At 44.1% G+C, this 16,112-nt stretch carries 17 protein-coding genes; 12 read left to right on the plus strand and 5 right to left on the minus strand.

All coding sequences use genetic code 11. The annotated features are described in order from the left end of the window. Position 1: 1 nt before the first annotated feature. The 6 genes from AB4623_RS06715 to AB4623_RS06740 all read left to right on the plus strand — a co-directional run bounded on the left by AB4623_RS06715 (position 2) and on the right by AB4623_RS06740 (position 6,838). Positions 2-610, plus strand: coding sequence for an aminodeoxychorismate/anthranilate synthase component II (locus AB4623_RS06715; protein ID WP_017063544.1), 609 nt, complete (start codon positions 2-4; stop codon positions 608-610). A 9-nt stretch (positions 611-619) separates the two neighbouring features. Next, positions 620-1,615 (plus strand): anthranilate phosphoribosyltransferase, encoded by a 996-nt coding sequence (gene trpD / locus AB4623_RS06720; RefSeq protein WP_136977869.1) that lies wholly within the window; start codon positions 620-622, stop codon positions 1,613-1,615. A 25-nt stretch (positions 1,616-1,640) separates the two neighbouring features. Next, positions 1,641-3,080, plus strand: coding sequence for a bifunctional indole-3-glycerol-phosphate synthase TrpC/phosphoribosylanthranilate isomerase TrpF (gene trpCF / locus AB4623_RS06725; RefSeq protein ID WP_017063542.1), 1,440 nt, complete (start codon positions 1,641-1,643; stop codon positions 3,078-3,080). 131 nt (positions 3,081-3,211) lie between these two features. Next, a complete protein-coding gene (trpB, locus tag AB4623_RS06730) occupies positions 3,212-4,402 on the plus strand; it encodes a tryptophan synthase subunit beta (RefSeq protein WP_017063541.1) in 1,191 nt (396 codons plus the stop codon). After that, positions 4,402-5,208 carry a tryptophan synthase subunit alpha gene (gene trpA, locus AB4623_RS06735; protein WP_229647082.1) on the plus strand — a complete coding sequence of 269 codons (807 nt, stop codon included), beginning with the start codon at positions 4,402-4,404 and terminating at the stop codon, positions 5,206-5,208. Before trpB ends, trpA begins: the two co-directional genes overlap by 1 nt. Positions 5,209-5,518: 310 nt before the next feature. Then, entirely contained in the window at positions 5,519-6,838 is a 1,320-nt protein-coding gene (locus tag AB4623_RS06740; protein WP_321163247.1) for a dicarboxylate/amino acid:cation symporter, read from the plus strand. Positions 6,839-6,940: 102 nt separating this feature from the next. Here AB4623_RS06740 and AB4623_RS06745 read toward each other — a convergent pair whose 3' ends face one another. From AB4623_RS06745 to hisC, 5 genes are all read right to left on the minus strand, one after another. Beyond that, positions 6,941-8,248, minus strand: a complete 1,308-nt coding sequence (locus tag AB4623_RS06745) for a TRAP transporter large permease (RefSeq protein ID WP_010438025.1) — start codon at positions 8,246-8,248, stop codon at positions 6,941-6,943. Positions 8,249-8,269: 21 nt separating this feature from the next. After that, a complete protein-coding gene (locus AB4623_RS06750; protein ID WP_004736522.1) occupies positions 8,270-8,749 on the minus strand; it encodes a TRAP transporter small permease in 480 nt (159 codons plus the stop codon). A gap of 67 nt (positions 8,750-8,816) precedes the next feature. Further along, a complete protein-coding gene (locus AB4623_RS06755) occupies positions 8,817-9,776 on the minus strand; it encodes a TRAP transporter substrate-binding protein (RefSeq protein ID WP_372146017.1) in 960 nt (319 codons plus the stop codon). 581 nt (positions 9,777-10,357) lie between these two features. Then, entirely contained in the window at positions 10,358-11,131 is a 774-nt protein-coding gene (locus AB4623_RS06760) for an ABC transporter substrate-binding protein (protein WP_372146019.1), read from the minus strand. Positions 11,132-11,141: 10 nt separating this feature from the next. Next, entirely contained in the window at positions 11,142-12,284 is a 1,143-nt protein-coding gene (hisC, locus tag AB4623_RS06765) for a histidinol-phosphate transaminase (protein WP_017067399.1), read from the minus strand. Positions 12,285-12,465: 181 nt separating this feature from the next. Between hisC and AB4623_RS06770 the strand changes: the two genes are divergently transcribed. From AB4623_RS06770 to AB4623_RS06795, 6 genes are all read left to right on the plus strand, one after another. Beyond that, complete coding sequence (locus tag AB4623_RS06770) at positions 12,466-13,353, plus strand: LysR substrate-binding domain-containing protein (protein WP_372146021.1); 888 nt, start codon at positions 12,466-12,468, stop codon at positions 13,351-13,353. Positions 13,354-13,638: 285 nt separating this feature from the next. After that, entirely contained in the window at positions 13,639-13,887 is a 249-nt protein-coding gene (locus tag AB4623_RS06775; protein ID WP_017069991.1) for a hypothetical protein, read from the plus strand. A 133-nt stretch (positions 13,888-14,020) separates the two neighbouring features. Continuing rightward, the gene (locus AB4623_RS06780) at positions 14,021-14,587 is read left to right on the plus strand and encodes a septation protein A (protein ID WP_017061509.1); all 567 of its coding nucleotides are present in this window, start codon (positions 14,021-14,023) and stop codon (positions 14,585-14,587) included. A 195-nt stretch (positions 14,588-14,782) separates the two neighbouring features. After that, positions 14,783-15,181: an acyl-CoA thioester hydrolase YciA gene (gene yciA / locus AB4623_RS06785; RefSeq protein WP_004736513.1), complete on the plus strand. Its 399-nt coding sequence runs from the start codon at positions 14,783-14,785 to the stop codon at positions 15,179-15,181. Between the two features lie 195 nt (positions 15,182-15,376). Further along, positions 15,377-15,673 (plus strand): YciI family protein, encoded by a 297-nt coding sequence (locus tag AB4623_RS06790; RefSeq protein ID WP_108192484.1) that lies wholly within the window; start codon positions 15,377-15,379, stop codon positions 15,671-15,673. A 1-nt stretch (position 15,674) separates the two neighbouring features. After that, on the plus strand, positions 15,675-16,073 hold the full coding sequence (locus AB4623_RS06795) for a GspS/AspS pilotin family protein (protein WP_004736511.1): 399 nt from the start codon (positions 15,675-15,677) through the stop codon (positions 16,071-16,073). Positions 16,074-16,112 lie beyond the last annotated feature (39 nt).

The following is a 16,112-nucleotide window of genomic DNA, read 5'->3' on the forward strand; positions in this document are numbered from 1 at the left end:
CATGGCTGATATTGTATTCATCGATAACTTCGACTCGTTCACTTACAACCTTGTAGACCAATTTCGTTCATTAGGTCACAGCGTAAAAATTTACCGTAACAACATTCCTGCAAAAGTAGTTGAAGCGGCGATCAACGAACTAGACAACCCTGTTGCACTGCTTTCACCAGGCCCTGGCGCTCCAGCAGATGCGGGCTGTATGCCAGAGCTGATTCAGCTTCTAAAAGGTAAAGTGCCAATGATTGGTATTTGCTTAGGCCACCAAGCGATTGTTGAAGCCTATGGCGGCACCGTTGCAGGCGCTGGCGAAATCATTCATGGTAAGGTGTCGATGATGGAACACCAAAACCATGCGACTTACCAAGGCTTACCTTCGCCATTGGCTATCGCTCGCTACCACTCTTTAGTGGCAACGCATGTATCTGATAGCCTAACGGTGACCGCTGAAGTAGATGATTTGGTGATGTCTGTGGTTCAAGAACAAGACAAGGTGTGTGGATTCCAATTCCACCCTGAATCAATTATGACGACCTACGGTGCAACGCTTCTAGCAAACGCTATCGAATGGGCTCTTGAGAAACCTCTTCGCCTTGAAAAGACTGGAAAATAGGAAACGATCATGGAACAGATTAATAAACTTTACGAACAGCAGTCTCTTACTCAAGAAGAAAGCCAACAGTTATTTGATGTGATCATCAAGGGTGAACTAGACCCAATCTTGATGGCTTCTGCGCTAACTGCACTGAAAATCAAAGGCGAAACGCCCGATGAAATTGCAGGCGCAGCAAAAGCACTACTTGCGAATGCAAACCCGTTCCCGCGCCCTGATTACGATTTCGCAGACATCGTAGGTACAGGTGGCGACGGTCACAACACCATCAATATCTCGACGACTTCTGCATTTGTTGCCGCAGCGTGTGGCTTAAAAGTCGCGAAGCACGGTAACCGCAGCGTATCGAGCAAATCAGGCTCTTCTGACCTACTGGATTCGTTCGGTATTAACCTAGCGATGACAGCAGAAGACACTCGTACTGCAGTCGACGAGCTTGGCGTAGCATTCCTATTTGCTCCGCAATATCACGTCGGTGTACGTCACGCGATGCCGGTTCGTCAAACAATGAAAACGCGCACTATCTTCAATATTCTTGGCCCACTGATTAACCCTGCTCGCCCTAACATCGAGCTAATGGGTGTTTACAGCAAAGAGCTGGTACGCCCTATCGCAGAAACCATGCTGCAAATGGGCATGAAGCGTGCAGCTGTTGTGCACGGTAGCGGCCTAGATGAAGTAGCGATTCACGGCGAGACTATCGTTGCTGAGATTAAAGATGGCAAGATTCACGAGTACACAGTGACTCCGGCTGACTTTGGTTTGAACACTCACCCTCTTGAAGCGATTAAGGGCGGCGAGCCAGAAGAGAACAAAGCCATCACAACTGATATCCTGACGGGTAAAGGCACTGATGCTCAAGTTGGCGCAGTGGCAGTCAACGTAGCTCTGCTGATGCGTCTATTTGGTCACGAAGACCTAAAAGCCAACGCTCAGCAAGCGATTGACGCGATGAACTCTGGCAAAGCGTACGAGCTTGTACATAAGCTTGCTGCACACGCCTAACGAACGACGAATTGAGACAAAGAACATGACACAGACTACCGATAAACTGTCGACCCACGTTTCAGTCAAAGAAGCTGAAATGGCGGAAGTATTAGCAAAAATCGTTCGTGATAAATACCAATGGGTTGAAGCGCGTAAGCAGACTCAACCATTAGACGAGTTTAAAGCGTCACTAACTGCAACAGACCGCAGCTTTTATGACGCTCTGAGCGGAGAACAAACGGTTTTCATCACTGAATGTAAAAAGGCCTCTCCGTCAAAAGGTTTAATCCGTGACGAGTTTGACCTCGACTACATTGCTTCTGTTTACAACAACCACGCAAACGCGATTTCTGTGCTGACAGACGAGAAGTACTTCCAAGGTGACTTTGAGTTTTTACCTAAAGTTCGCAGCATTGCTAAGCAGCCTATCCTGTGTAAAGACTTCATGGTTGATACCTACCAAGTGTATCTAGCTCGTCATTACTCAGCTGATGCTATCTTGCTAATGCTATCGGTATTAGATGACGAAGAGTACAAAGCGCTGGCGGAAGTCGCTCACTCACTCAACATGGGTGTATTGACCGAAGTCAGCAACGAAGAAGAGCTTCACCGTGCAGTCGCTCTAAACGCTAAGGTGATCGGCATTAACAACCGTAATCTTCGTGACCTTTCGACTGATTTGAACCGTACTAAAGAGTTGGCGCCGCTGATTCGCGAACTGGCTCCAAACGCAGTTGTGATTTCAGAGTCTGGCATCTACACACATCAACAAGTTCGTGACCTTTCAACGTTTGCAGATGGCTTCCTAATCGGTAGCTCTCTAATGGCAGAGAAGAACCTCGAGCTTGCGGTACGCAAAGTAACACTGGGTGAAAACAAGGTGTGTGGTTTAACTCACTCTGACGATGCAGCAAAGGCTTATCAAGCTGGTGCGGTATTCGGTGGTCTGATATTCGTTGAAGCATCTAAGCGTCATGTGGATATCGAAGCGGCTCGTTTGACTATGAGCGGCGCACCTTTGAACTACGTGGGTGTGTTCCAAAACCACAGCGTTACTGACGTTGCGAAAACGGTTTCTGAGCTAGGCCTGTTCGCTGTGCAATTGCACGGTGATGAGTCTCAAGCGTTTGTCGATGAGCTAAAACAGTCACTACCTGAAAGCGTTGAGATTTGGAAAGCTTACGGTGTTTCTCCCGATGCTGAGAGCTCGCTACCAGAATTACTGGAAAGCAACGTGACTCGTCACCTGCTAGATACTAAAGTGGGTTCTCAAACTGGTGGCACAGGCCAAGTGTTCGATTGGAACCTAATCAACAACCAAAGCGCAATCATGTTGGCGGGTGGTCTAACCCCAGAAAATGCTAACCAAGCGGCTAAGTTGGGTTGCTTAGGATTAGACCTAAACTCTGGCGTTGAATCCGCTCCAGGAAAAAAAGACGCAGACAAACTGCAACGTGCTTTTGCAGCGATTCGCAATTACTAGTCCAAACTCGGCGCTAGAAATTAGAAAGCAGAAACTAAAAACATATTTGTGAGCTTTGCCTTTTGCGAAGCTCAAACAAGATTAAATGACTTGGTGTGAATACACATCAGTAGAATTGAAGGAATAACACAATGGCTAAACTCGATGCCTACTTTGGTGAATACGGTGGTCAATACGTACCGCAGATCCTAGTGCCAGCACTAGACCAACTTGAACAAGCATTTATCGATGCACAAGCCGATCCTGAGTTCCGCAGCGAATTCATGACGCTTCTTCAAGAGTACGCTGGTCGTCCAACGGCGCTAACGCTAGCACGCAACCTAACAAAAGGTACAAAAACCAAACTGTACCTAAAGCGTGAAGATCTACTTCACGGCGGTGCTCACAAGACAAACCAAGTTCTTGGTCAGGCATTGCTAGCAAAACGTATGGGTAAGCAGGAAATCATCGCTGAAACTGGGGCAGGCCAACACGGTGTGGCAACGGCTCTAGCGTGTGCTCTACTAGGTCTTAAGTGTCGTGTATACATGGGTGCAAAAGACGTTGAACGTCAAAGCCCGAACGTGTTCCGTATGAAGCTAATGGGCGCAGAGGTTATCCCTGTTCATTCTGGCTCTTCAACGCTAAAAGATGCATGTAACGAAGCGCTACGTGACTGGTCTGCAACTTATGAAGACGCGCACTACCTATTGGGTACTGCAGCGGGCCCTCACCCATTCCCAACGATTGTTCGTGATTTCCAACGCATGATTGGTGAAGAAACGAAGAACCAAATTCTAGCTCGTGAAGGTCGCCTTCCTGATGCAGTTATCGCGTGTGTCGGCGGTGGTTCGAACGCTATCGGTATGTTTGCGGATTTCATTGAAGAAGAAACTGTTCGCCTAATCGGTGTAGAGCCGGCTGGTAAAGGTATTGATACCGACCAACACGGCGCGCCGCTTAAGCACGGTAAAACCGGTATCTTCTTCGGCATGAAAGCGCCACTGATGCAAGATGAGAACGGCCAAGTAGAAGAGTCTTACTCTGTATCTGCGGGTCTAGACTTCCCATCAGTTGGTCCTCAACACGCGCACCTAAATGCTATTGGCCGTGCTGAATACGACAACGTGACCGACGACGAAGCGCTAGAAGCGTTCCAATTGATTGCACGTAAAGAAGGTATTATCGCAGCGCTAGAGTCATCTCATGCTTTGGCTCATGCTGTTAAAATGGCTCACGATGACCCAGAGAAAGAACAGCTATTAGTGGTTAATCTATCTGGTCGTGGTGATAAAGACATCTTCTCTGTACACGACATTCTTAAAGAGAAAGGAGCATTATAATGGATCGCTATCAATCACTCTTCACTCGCTTAGCTGAAAAGAATCAGGGCGCATTTGTACCATTCGTAACGGTTGGCGATCCTAACCCTCAGCAGTCTCTTAAGATCATGGAAACACTCGTTGAAGCGGGTGCTGATGCACTTGAACTTGGTATTCCATTCTCAGATCCGCTTGCAGATGGCCCGACAATCCAAGGTGCAAACATTCGTGCGTTAGATTCTAAAGTCACGCCAGATGTGTGTTTTGATCTTATTGGTCAAATTCGTGCTAAATACCCAGAGCTACCAATCGGCCTACTGATGTACGCAAACTTGGTGTACGCACGTGGTATCGAGAACTTCTACGAGCGTTGTGCTAATGCAGGTATCGATTCAGTATTGATTGCTGATGTACCAACCAACGAGAGTGGCGAGTTTGTTGCTGCAGCTAAGAAGTTTGGCGTTCACCCAATCTTTATTGCTCCACCAACAGCAAGTGATGAGACGCTTCAATCGGTTTCTGAGCTAGGTGGTGGTTACACTTACCTACTTTCTCGTGCTGGCGTAACGGGTGCAGAAACCAAAGCAAACATGCCTGTGACTGCCCTACTTGATCGTTTGAACAAGTTTGATGCGCCACCAGCACTGCTTGGTTTCGGTATCTCGGCTCCTGAACAAGTGAAAGAAGCAATTGTAGCTGGCGCTGCTGGTGCTATCTCTGGCTCAGCAGTTGTGAAAATCATTGAAAACAACGTTGAACAACCAGAAGCAATGCTTAAAGCACTTGCTGAGTTTGTTACACCAATGAAAGCGGCAACGCAAAAATAATAAATAGGCTCCCACTAGTGCGATAATTTGCGCTGTGGGAGTTTTTCTCCGAGAACACGTCCAAACCCTCTCAATTGTTAAATTTCTGATAAAAACAACACCTCATACAAACCTGTAGCACATCTATAATACCCCACCCAAATATCACTACCATTTATAAAGATAATGATAAATCAAAAAGCAATCGTTTGCTTTAGCGTAAAAAATCATCAAATGACATTTGATTACTGCTTTTTGGTGTTCTTTCATCTCTGCTCATATTGATAAATGTAAAAGATACGTGTAAAACTTCTCGCGAAATATTAATCCAATGGTACATCGTACATTGGTGAGTAGTTCTGGGATTTTTATATTTAGTAGCACAGAGGTTATGGAAGTGTTAAAAGAAAAGAGTTTACTAAGCAACATCGGCGTTCAAGTCGTTATTGCAATGATCATCGGTACCCTAGTCGGTGCGATGATGGGTGACAGCGCAACTATGTTCGCTCCACTGGGTGCTATCTTCATCAATTTGATCAAGATGCTGGTTATCCCTCTAGTCGCGGTTGCCCTAATTTCAGGTGCTGCTGGTCTAGGCAACAGCTCATCAGCAGGTAAAGTGGGCGTGACCACTCTAGGTTACTTTGCACTAACGTCTGCACTTGCTGTAGCACTAGCGCTAGTAATGGGTGAAATATTCGAACCGGGTCGTGGTATCGATGTTTCTGGCGTTGAAGGCATGTTCTCTTCTGAATACGCTGCGAAAGGCGAACTTCCAACGTTCTGGGCAACCATCACGGGTATGATCCCGACCAACGTTTTCCAATCACTGAATGAAGCAAACATTCTGCAAATTCTAGTCTTCTGCTTATTCTTCGGTATTGCGATTTCTAAACAAGCGAAAGAGAAACGTGACCCTATCATCAATGGCGTAAACGCGATTGTTGACGCTATGGTTTGGATGATCAACAAGGTTATGATCATTGCACCACTTGGCGTATTCGGCCTAATGGCAGAAGCTGTGGGTACATTCGGTTTTGGCGCACTTATGGTTGTGTTCAAACTGTTCGTTGTTTACATCGCTGCGATTCTGATCTTCGGCTTTGTTGCTTACCCGCTAATGATTCAAATCTTCACTAAGACTTCTGCGAAGAAGTTCCTAGTGGCGATGAAGAAGCCTCAAGCGGTTGCACTATCAACAGCATCTTCAATGGCGACACTGCCAGTAACAATGGAAACGGTAGAGAAAGAACTTGGCGTTCGTAACTCTACGGCTTCATTCGTTCTGCCTCTTGGTGCGACGATCAACATGTCTGGTAACGCAATTTACTACGGCCTAGTTGCTATCTTCTTCGCACAGCTGTTCAACATCGACCTTTCTATGGGTGCTTACGTTGCTATCATCGTAACGTCGACTCTAGGCGCAGTTGGTCAAGCAGGTGTTCCAGGTCCTTCTTTCCTAGTGGTTGCGGTTCTTCTAGCAGCTGGTATCCCTATTGAAGGTCTACCTCTGTTGTTCGCTCTAGACCGTATCTTCGACATGATCCGTACTGCTCTAAACATCACTGGTGATGCAGCATGTGCAGTCATCGTTGATTCTCTAATCGAAGACGAAGCGAAAGAAGCTGAGCTACAAAAACAGCAAGCGTAATATTAAGCTTCAGTTTGATTGATAAATAAAACCGCCTTCATGAGGCGGTTTTTTTATTAGGTAATGATCGATATTGATTCGGTAAATCTTACCCTTGTCAGGCTAATTGATGAGTCCAAACGCACGAGGCAGAGCCAAACTAATTTCAGGAATAAAAGTAATGGCCAACAGTGTGACGATCAATACGGCACAAAACGGCATGATACTTCTTATAACGTTTTCAATCTTAGAGCCACTGACACTACAACCCACAAATAGCGCCGTACCAACGGGTGGCGTTGCAATGCCAATACATAAGTTGAAGATAATCATCATCGCGAAGTGAATTGGATGCATGCCTAAATGCTCAGCAATCGGCATAAAGATAGGGGTAAAGATCAATACGGCTGGCGTAAGGTCCATAAACATACCCACAATCAGTAGAATCAGGTTCATCAGAATAAAGATGATAATTGGATTGTCTGAAATAGAGAGCATCCAATCACTGATCATGGTTGGTAGACCGGTAAACGCCATTGCCCATGACATAATGGTAGAAGCACCAATCAAGAACAGCATAATGCCAGTAACCTGAACCGTTTCTCTACAAATTATCGGAAAGTGTGCCCATTTGAGGGTTCGGTAACAGAGTGACAGTATAAAAGAGTATAGAACCGCTATACATGCCCCTTCTGTTGCAGTGAATATACCACCAATAATACCGCCAATAACAACAACAATAAGCCCTAAGCTTGGTGTTGCTTGCCAAACAATATTCAGCACATCTTTCGTTGTGAAGCCGTCATTCGCACTTGTTTTGTAGCCCTTCTTTTTAGCGATGAAATAGGCGACGACCATACAACTTAAGCCCATTAGAATACCTGGGACATACCCTGCGATAAACAACGCCGCAACGGATGTTCCACCCGATACCACTGAAAATACGATCAGTGAATTACTCGGCGGTATTAATAAGCCTGCCGGGCAAGATGCAACGTTTACTGCTGTTGCTAAGTTTTTATCATAACCATCTTTTTCTAATTCTGGGCCTAAGGTTTTACCAACCGCAGCTGCTGCTGCAACGGCTGATCCTGAAACGGCGCCAAACATCATATTGGCGAAGATGTTCACGTGAAAAAGTGAGCCCGGGATCCAACCAACCAAGAGCTTTGCAAGGTTGATGAGTCGACTCGCGATGCCACCTACATTCATTATATTCCCCGCGAGGATAAAGAAAGGGATGGCTAATAAACTGAAACTATCAATACCGGTAATGATTTTTTGACCCGCAGTAATACTGGCGACTTCAAACGGTAAGATGAAATACATGATGGTTAAAGATGACATGGCAATTGCAATCGCAATCGGCATGCTTATCGCGATCATGAATAAGAATAGGCCTAGCAGCCAAACACCAATGGACAAATCCATAATATAGAGTCCTTTTAAAACTTATTTTTTGTTGGGTTCACAAAAAAGATCAAACGTATTCATGACCAAATAAATGAGGATAATAACGGCTGAAATCGGCAATATTGAATACACCGTCGACATCGGTAATTGCAGTGCTGGAGAGAGTTGTTGTGTGGTTCTTCCCATTAGGGCGATGCCACCTTGAAGCATTGCTAGAAATACAAATGCGCCAGAAATGATATTGATGAGTACATGTAATGCGATATGTGCTTTACCCTTAAGATAACCATCCAATAACGTTATTGCTAAGTGTCCTTTGATACCGAATAAGTAGCTTGCTCCTAATAAGCCAAGCCATACCATCGCATAACGAGCAAGTTCATCAGTCCAGTTACTTGGATCATTCAAAACATAACGACTAAAGACCTGCCAAGTGACAGTAACGACAAGTAACATTAGTGCAAAAGAAGAGACAAAAAGAATCAGCCTATCAAGTAGGTTTCTGAAAGTTGCTAACATGGTGTGATACCTCAAAAAATTTTGCCTTAGCAAAGCCAAGGCAAAATTATATTTTCACTAAGACTGATTAAAGAGCTTCAATTTTTTCAATGAATGGAGCTAGTTTTGGATCTTTTTTCGCCTCATCAATCATAGGTTTAACAGCTGCACGGAAAGGGGCTTTATCAACTTCAACAAACGTGACACCTTCTTTCATTCCTTTCTCTTTGTTCATGTCATCTGTTGCATCCCAGATTTTGATCTGCTCTTCAAGAGACTCAGCAGCAGCTTCTTTTAAGATCTTTTGCTCTTCTGCCGTTAATGAACCCCATTTGTATTCTGAAATGATGATCACGTCAGGTGTCATCATGTGCTGGTCCATAGAGTAAAATTTGGCAACTTCGCTGTGTTTCATTTCAACTAAGCTAGAAATATTATTTTCAGCACCGTCAATTACGCCTTGTTGCAGCGCCGTGTATACCTCATTGAAAGGTACAGGCGTTGCTTTACCACCTAATAGGTTAACCATTTCCATCATGGTTGGAGAACCCGGAACTCGAACTTTCATACCAGCGAGATCAGCCGGTGAGTTAATGGCTTTTCTAGCGTAGAAGCTACGTGTGCCTGAGTCATAGAATGTAAGACCGATGAAGCCTTTACCTTCACTTGAAAGCAACATCTCTTGTGCAGCTTCACTTCGCATGAACGTTCTCATATGTGGAACGTCACGGAATAAGAAAGGCAGTGCATTAACCTTAAACGTTGGTTCAAAAGATTCGGCTAACCCACCATTGATTTTGGCCATATCAATCGCGCCAGTAACAACTTGCTCCGCTTGGTCACGTTCAGAGCCTAATTGACCGTTTGGAAAGATCTTAATCGTAAGTTCACCATTCGATTTTTCTTTAACTTTATCAGCCATGATCACCATGCCTTGGTGAGCTGCGCTTTCTAATGACATTGCATGCCCTAACGTCAAAGTTTTTGCTTGAGCGCCAAATGCCATAAGAATTGAAGCCGCTGCAATCGTCAGTAGGTGTTTTTTCATGTTCTTCTCCAGAATCCATTTTGTAAGAGGTACAGTTTTTATATGCAACGCTATAGCTAAGTTTGAAATCTAACGTTCTATTGCACATCGCTCATAGCAGTAACGTTTCATTACAACATTCTTACCTCTATGAATTTTGTATTACAATACTATATGTATATTTTGTGAACTAAGGTTTATCTATTGGCCTGAGAACCTAATTGATTGTGATACCAATCATATTTGGGACTAATTAGACCATTAAGCAGTCTAACTTCGGATTTTTTGGGAATTTCGATTACTTTCAACTGCTTTTAGAACAATCTCTTAGCAAAAAATTACCGATATATTTATGTTATTTTAAGACATTAAATTCAGTTATGGAGCACGACAAAGAAGGTCTCCTCGTTCTAAAACGCGAGTCGTGAACAGTGCTTTGTGAGGTGATGAAGGCAAGGTTTTCGGCTGAATTTAGGTAACAAGAATAGATAAAGGCAATAGAGAGAAGCTTGAGAGGATGAATTATTTGTAACAAAAATCCGAGAGCCTCACAGCCCTCGGATTTTTGTTTTTGGTGTTCTAATTTTTAGGCGTTAGACGAATTACAAATCAGCGCCATAGATATCAAACGTAAAGTACTTAGCGGCGATCTTGTCGTAAGTACCGTTCGCTCTGATCTCTTCAATCGCGGCATTGAATTGTTTCGCCAGTTTTGAATCCTGCTTTCTTAGTGCTAACGCCGTACCCTCGCCAATGTAGGCTTTGTCGGTTACTGCTTTACCTTTAAATTCAAAGCCCTCACCTTCTTTTTTATCTAAGAAAGCTAATGACAGTTGATCCGAGTTGCCAAAGGTTAGATCTAGACGACCATTTTGCAGATCCAGATAAACTTCATCTTGCCCTGTGTAACGCTTAATGTTGGCCACACTGCCAAACTTGTCGGTTACGTAGCGATCGTGAATCGTACCTTGCTGAACACCTATGGTTTTGCCCGCTAAGCCTGCCTGATCGACGCTGAACTCAGCGCTTTTAGCAGCAACAAATACGGCTGGTGTTTGGTAGTACTTATCAGTAAACAAGATCTTACGCTTACGCTCTTCGGTGATACGCATTGACGCCATGATCACATCTGACTTTCTTGCCAACAAACTTGGAATTAGCGAGTCCCAGCTTTGTGAAACCCAAGTACAATCGAGTTTAGCTTGCTCACACAAAGCATCAGCTATCTCAATATCAAACCCGACAGGCACACCGTCGCTGTTTTTATAGTTGAATGGCGGATACGTAAAGTCCGACGCCAAACGGATTTCTTTCGCCTGTACCGTTGTACCAAGTAAAGCGACCGCACAAGCGAGTCCTAGTATTATCTTTTTCATCATTGCCATCCTAGATATGATCTTTATCGAGTTGAGATTGAGTTTCTTTATGTTGAGCTTGTTGAATGTGTTTGCCTTGTTGACTCTGTTCTAATTCGGTTTGGTAACGTGTTAGTGACGTTATCACTTCTAGCATGCTCTCTTGGCTACCAATACTGATTCGAACACAGTTACGCAAAGCCGGTTCATGGTTTTGGTTCCTTGTCACAATGCCGTCCTTCGCCAAGACACTGAACACTTGATGCCCAGCTTTTTGACGCAGCAAAATGAAGTTTGTCGATGAAGGGTAAACAGACTCGATGAAATCAAACTGCGTTAACTCACAAGCAAACCAGTTACGCAGCTCAACCAGATTCTGCGTCGCATCTTGCATCACTGAGACTCGTTCATCAGACAACGCGTCTAATACAATTTGAGATGAGCAATCTGGCATCGGATAAGGTGGAATCAGCTTCGCGACATACTGCATCACATTTTGACTCGCTAAGATAAAACCACAACGAACTGCAGCCAGTCCAAATGCCTTAGACAAAGTGCGAATCACAACCAAGTGCGGATAACGCTCAATAAGGCTAACGGCTGACGTTTGTGGTTCAAATTCGATATACGCTTCATCGACGACCACTAGAGATTTTCCAGTCGTGCCTTCCAGTACCTGAATCAAATCCGATTTAGGAATCACATTGCCCGTTGGATTGTTTGGTGAGCAAAGAAACACGATATTCGCCAGTTTTGCCTTATTCACAATATCAGCGACGTTCAGGCTAAAGTCTTCCTGCAATGGAGAGTCCAAGGTATTAATCGCCAATGCATCAGCGCAAAACTCATACATCGCATACGTTGGAGAGCAGATAAGTATGTTGTCGCACGCCGGTTTACAGAATGTTCTGATCAGCAAATCAATCGCTTCATCTGCACCACGAACAGCCACAGTCGCGGCATCGGTACTACAGTAATCTTGATAAGCCTTAGCAATATCTTGTGGTAAGAAGTCTGGGTATCGGTTGTGACTTGCTTCTCCTTGAAACAGCGAGCTTTCCAATTCATTGGCGTTTAGCCAGACACGTCCATCACCACCAATTCTTCTTGCCGATTGATAAGGTATTAATTTTTTTACAGCCTGAGGCACTAAGCTATCAATAAAAGATGTCAAGAAGCTATCCCTTTCACAAAATCACAATGTCTTCATCATTGCCTTCATATTCAAAAAATGTGACTTATACACATATTGAATCACAAATGATGATTAAGTATTTACATTCAAACAGAACACTATTGATAAATGAATCGAAATAATTACATAATAGTCATGACAAAAACTCATAGGTAAAGATATGAATCGCACACTTCCTTCAACCAAAACCTTGCTCGCGTTTTTGTCTACGGCAAGGCATCTCAACTTTACGCGAGCGGCACATGAGCTGAATGTTACGCAAGGTGCAGTGAGTCGTCAGGTATTGTCGTTTGAAGAAAGTCTCGGGTGCGATCTTTTCTACCGACATGCTCGCGGGTTGTCATTAACACCTAAGGGAGAAGAACTGGTTCCGCTGATTCAAGATACCATCCAACAACTGCAATCGGCGTTAAATCAAGTTGCCAGCTCTCCATCGAAGATCAAGCTCAACGCACCAAGTTGTATTACCTCTTGGCTGCTACCCAAGTTGATGTCTTTTCAGCAAGCCTATCCTGAAATTGATGTCGAACTCACGTCGACCATCAAGCACGTTTTTGAACCAAGCTTTGACCCGTTTGACGCCGTAATTACCTATGGTAAGAAGCCAAACCAGCAATCGATTATCAGCCAGTTATTGTTTAACGAGCAGCTAGCGCCCGTTTGCCAAGCACAAAGCATTACACAGAGCCATCTTGTCGACGACGCATCGACCATCATCAAGCCACACAAGCTTGCCCAATACACTTGGCTACACGCCAACAATGAGCAAAGTGATTGGCGACTTTGGTTAGAGCACATAGGCAGCCACGACCTTTCAAGCAAGAACAACCAACAATTCGCAACACTCGATCAAGCTATGAACGCCGCCATTCAAGGGTTTGGCATTGCCATAGGCGACATCACACTGGCCAAGCAAGATATTGATTTAGGTAGATTGGTAAAAGTGAGTGAAGGCAGTGTTTTCTCTGGAAATGGTTACTTCTTGCTGCAACCCAAGAATCGACAAAATACATCCTTATCTACGCTTGTTGATTGGCTCGTCGATTAGCGGCAATCATTGTTGGTAGGCCTCTTTATAAGCGGCAGGAGAGCGTCATAATGAGAATTTTTCCGTTCTCAAAATGAAACTATTTGATGTCTGTTTCGTATTGATTGTCAGAGAATAGAACGTACCTTCCTTTAACTATTTGAAAAGAAGTTCAATTCTATTTAGCCGGGAATTTATTCTGTTCCGTTGGAGAAAATGGCATTCGAGTTGCTTTGTCATAGATAACCCAACCAATATACAGCAGGTTGCACCAGTTTCACTGCAGCTTGTCACGGAGGATAGGCTATGACCTTACAAAGACATACGTATTACGGCTTGATTCACCATGGAATTAAAACCCTATTAATGGACAGAATTGGCCACTTCACAGAGCGTGAATATCACGAGTATCTCGACTTAACGACCGGTAAATCGACATGTTTTGCCATGAGTGAGCAAGAGCTCGAAAACACCTTAGACAGCTTAAAGAGCGAAGGTTACCTTGAAGATATCAAAAAGCTGATACCTCGCTATCAAACCTCGTCAATGCGATAACCTGCTTCAACTCTTTAAACACGATGAGTGGTTAGATTGAATTAATTGGCACCCAATTGTCTCGAGCTATTTAGCATCGAGACAGTTTTCGTTAGACTGTCAGCAACTCAACTAACTGGATAGTCAGTGTCTCATGAAACAAATTCTTGATTTCATTCCTCTCATTATTTTCTTTGCGCTTTATAAGATGTACGACATCTATACCGCGACCGGCGCTTTGATCGTTGCCTCTGCAGTTCAAATTATTTTGACTTATTTCATCTACAAGAAAGTCGAAAAAATGCAGGTCATCACCTTTCTAATGGTTGCCGTATTTGGTGGCATGACCATCTTCTTGCACGACGACAACTTCATTAAATGGAAAGTCACCATCGTTTACGCACTGTTTGCGATTGGCCTGACGGTCAGTCACATCATGGGCAAATCAGCGATTAAAGGTATGTTAGGCAAAGAGATCACACTGCCTGATTCGGTATGGGGCAAGATCAACTGGGCATGGACGCTGTTCTTTACCCTATGTGCCGTTCTCAACGTTTACGTTGCTTTCAGCCTACCGTTGGATGTTTGGGTCAACTTCAAAGTGTTTGGTCTACTCATCGCGACATTGCTCTTCACCTTGCTCACTGGTGTTTATATCTATAAGCATCTACCAAAAGACCAGCAGAAAGAGTTAACGGATAAAAATACCGACGAGAAGTAACCCTAAGGGATGAGTCCTCATCCCCTTTTTGATACAATTATTATCAATATGCTATTTAACAGTGGCCAATGATACTCGTGATCATTGGCCACTGATTGTTTGTGTTCGGTGAATACGTTAACAATACGACCACCGCGAACCCCGCAAACACATCTATTTAAATTTAAAACAATCAATACCATTAAGAGTACAACAATGACTATTCAATCAACTTTGAACCCAATTGGTTCTTTACTTCTTCGCACTTTGGCGATGCCTTCTGATACCAATGCAGCAGGCCAGATTTTCGGTGGTTGGATAATGTCTCAGCTCGACCTTGCTGGCGGGATACTGGCGAAAGAGATCTCTAACGGCAAGATAGTCACGGTTTCAGTATCGGGTATCGAGTTCAAACAACCAGTTTCAGTGGGTGATGTGGTATGTGTTTATGGTGACTGCACCAAGATTGGTCGCAGCTCGATGAATATCGACCTAGAAGTATGGGTTAAGCCGGTACTTGATCACGGCATCGGCGATCGTTACAAGGTATGTGGCGCGACATTCAACTACGTTGCTGTAGACGAAAGCGGTAAACCCCGCCCAATTAATAAATAGTACTTTCGACGGCCCTATCGCACTGTAAGGTCTTTAGCCATTTCGATTAAAAATGCTAAAGACCTTCTCACTCTCCCGCACCATTTCACAATTTCTTATCATTAGCTCTTCCAATACCAATTAGTTCGCGTAAATTAGCAAGATAGCGAATTTAAACGCCCTCAATTTAGTGAAGTAAAATAAGGATATCTCAATATGTGGTACGTGATTTTTTCTCAAGACGTCGAAAATTCATTAGAAAAACGCCTAAGTGTTCGCCCACAACATCTAGAACGCCTACAAACACTTCACAATGAAGGCCGCCTTTTGACAGCAGGTCCAATGCCAGCGATTGATTCAGATAACCCTGGTGAAGCGGGCTTCACAGGTTCTACTGTGATTGCTGAGTTTAATTCTTTAGACGATGCACAGGCATGGGCAGACGCAGACCCGTACATTGCTGCAGGTGTCTACCAAAATGTGATTGTTAAACCATTCAAGAAAGTATTTTAACGTGAAAAAATGGATTATCGGTTCACTGGCCGCTGTTCTGCTTGCAGGCTGCAGCTCATCAAGTGAACAAGACAAACAAAGACAGCTAGAAATGATGGCGCAGCATCGCGCTGGCGTTTTATCCGCAGGCCTGCCGATTGAGTATGGCCCGCTGTCGGTCATGCGCGTGCTGGCAAAGAACACGGTTATCGAAATCATGATGATCTACAACCAAGATGCAAAAGGTGCTAAACCTTTAAACCAAGTTGTAGACATGAGTGTGAATAGCTACTGCACCAACTCTGAAGTAAGAGCAAACCTCGACATGGGCTTGGCTTACAACATCAAGATTCGCAACACTCGCGGACAACTGATCGTTGAGAAGCTGATCAGTAAAGATACGTGTCAAAGTAGCAGCTAGTTTCTAGCTCGAGATTCGAACAAGTATAAAACCAGAAGG

It is taken from the genome of Vibrio sp. 10N.222.52.C12 (assembly GCF_041474215.1).
Taxonomy (GTDB): Bacteria; Pseudomonadota; Gammaproteobacteria; order Enterobacterales; family Vibrionaceae; genus Vibrio; species Vibrio crassostreae_C.

Excerpts from the sequence above, each read along its gene's own strand:
- AB4623_RS06745 (WP_010438025.1), bottom strand. The coding sequence starts at position 8,248 with ATGGATTTGTCCATTGGTGTTTGGCTGCTAGGCCTATTCTTATTCATG.
- AB4623_RS06760 (WP_372146019.1), bottom strand. The coding sequence starts at position 11,131 with ATGAAAAAGATAATACTAGGACTCGCTTGTGCGGTCGCTTTACTTGGT.
- trpD (WP_136977869.1), top strand. The coding sequence starts at position 620 with ATGGAACAGATTAATAAACTTTACGAACAGCAGTCTCTTACTCAAGAA.
- AB4623_RS06770 (WP_372146021.1), top strand. The coding sequence starts at position 12,466 with ATGAATCGCACACTTCCTTCAACCAAAACCTTGCTCGCGTTTTTGTCT.
- yciA (WP_004736513.1), top strand. The coding sequence starts at position 14,783 with ATGACTATTCAATCAACTTTGAACCCAATTGGTTCTTTACTTCTTCGC.
- AB4623_RS06715 (WP_017063544.1), top strand. The coding sequence starts at position 2 with ATGGCTGATATTGTATTCATCGATAACTTCGACTCGTTCACTTACAAC.
- trpA (WP_229647082.1), top strand. The coding sequence starts at position 4,402 with ATGGATCGCTATCAATCACTCTTCACTCGCTTAGCTGAAAAGAATCAG.
- AB4623_RS06750 (WP_004736522.1), bottom strand. The coding sequence starts at position 8,749 with ATGTTAGCAACTTTCAGAAACCTACTTGATAGGCTGATTCTTTTTGTC.
- AB4623_RS06775 (WP_017069991.1), top strand. The coding sequence starts at position 13,639 with ATGACCTTACAAAGACATACGTATTACGGCTTGATTCACCATGGAATT.
- AB4623_RS06755 (WP_372146017.1), bottom strand. The coding sequence starts at position 9,776 with ATGAAAAAACACCTACTGACGATTGCAGCGGCTTCAATTCTTATGGCA.
- AB4623_RS06740 (WP_321163247.1), top strand. The coding sequence starts at position 5,519 with ATGGTACATCGTACATTGGTGAGTAGTTCTGGGATTTTTATATTTAGT.
- AB4623_RS06790 (WP_108192484.1), top strand. The coding sequence starts at position 15,377 with ATGTGGTACGTGATTTTTTCTCAAGACGTCGAAAATTCATTAGAAAAA.
- AB4623_RS06780 (WP_017061509.1), top strand. The coding sequence starts at position 14,021 with ATGAAACAAATTCTTGATTTCATTCCTCTCATTATTTTCTTTGCGCTT.
- trpCF (WP_017063542.1), top strand. The coding sequence starts at position 1,641 with ATGACACAGACTACCGATAAACTGTCGACCCACGTTTCAGTCAAAGAA.
- trpB (WP_017063541.1), top strand. The coding sequence starts at position 3,212 with ATGGCTAAACTCGATGCCTACTTTGGTGAATACGGTGGTCAATACGTA.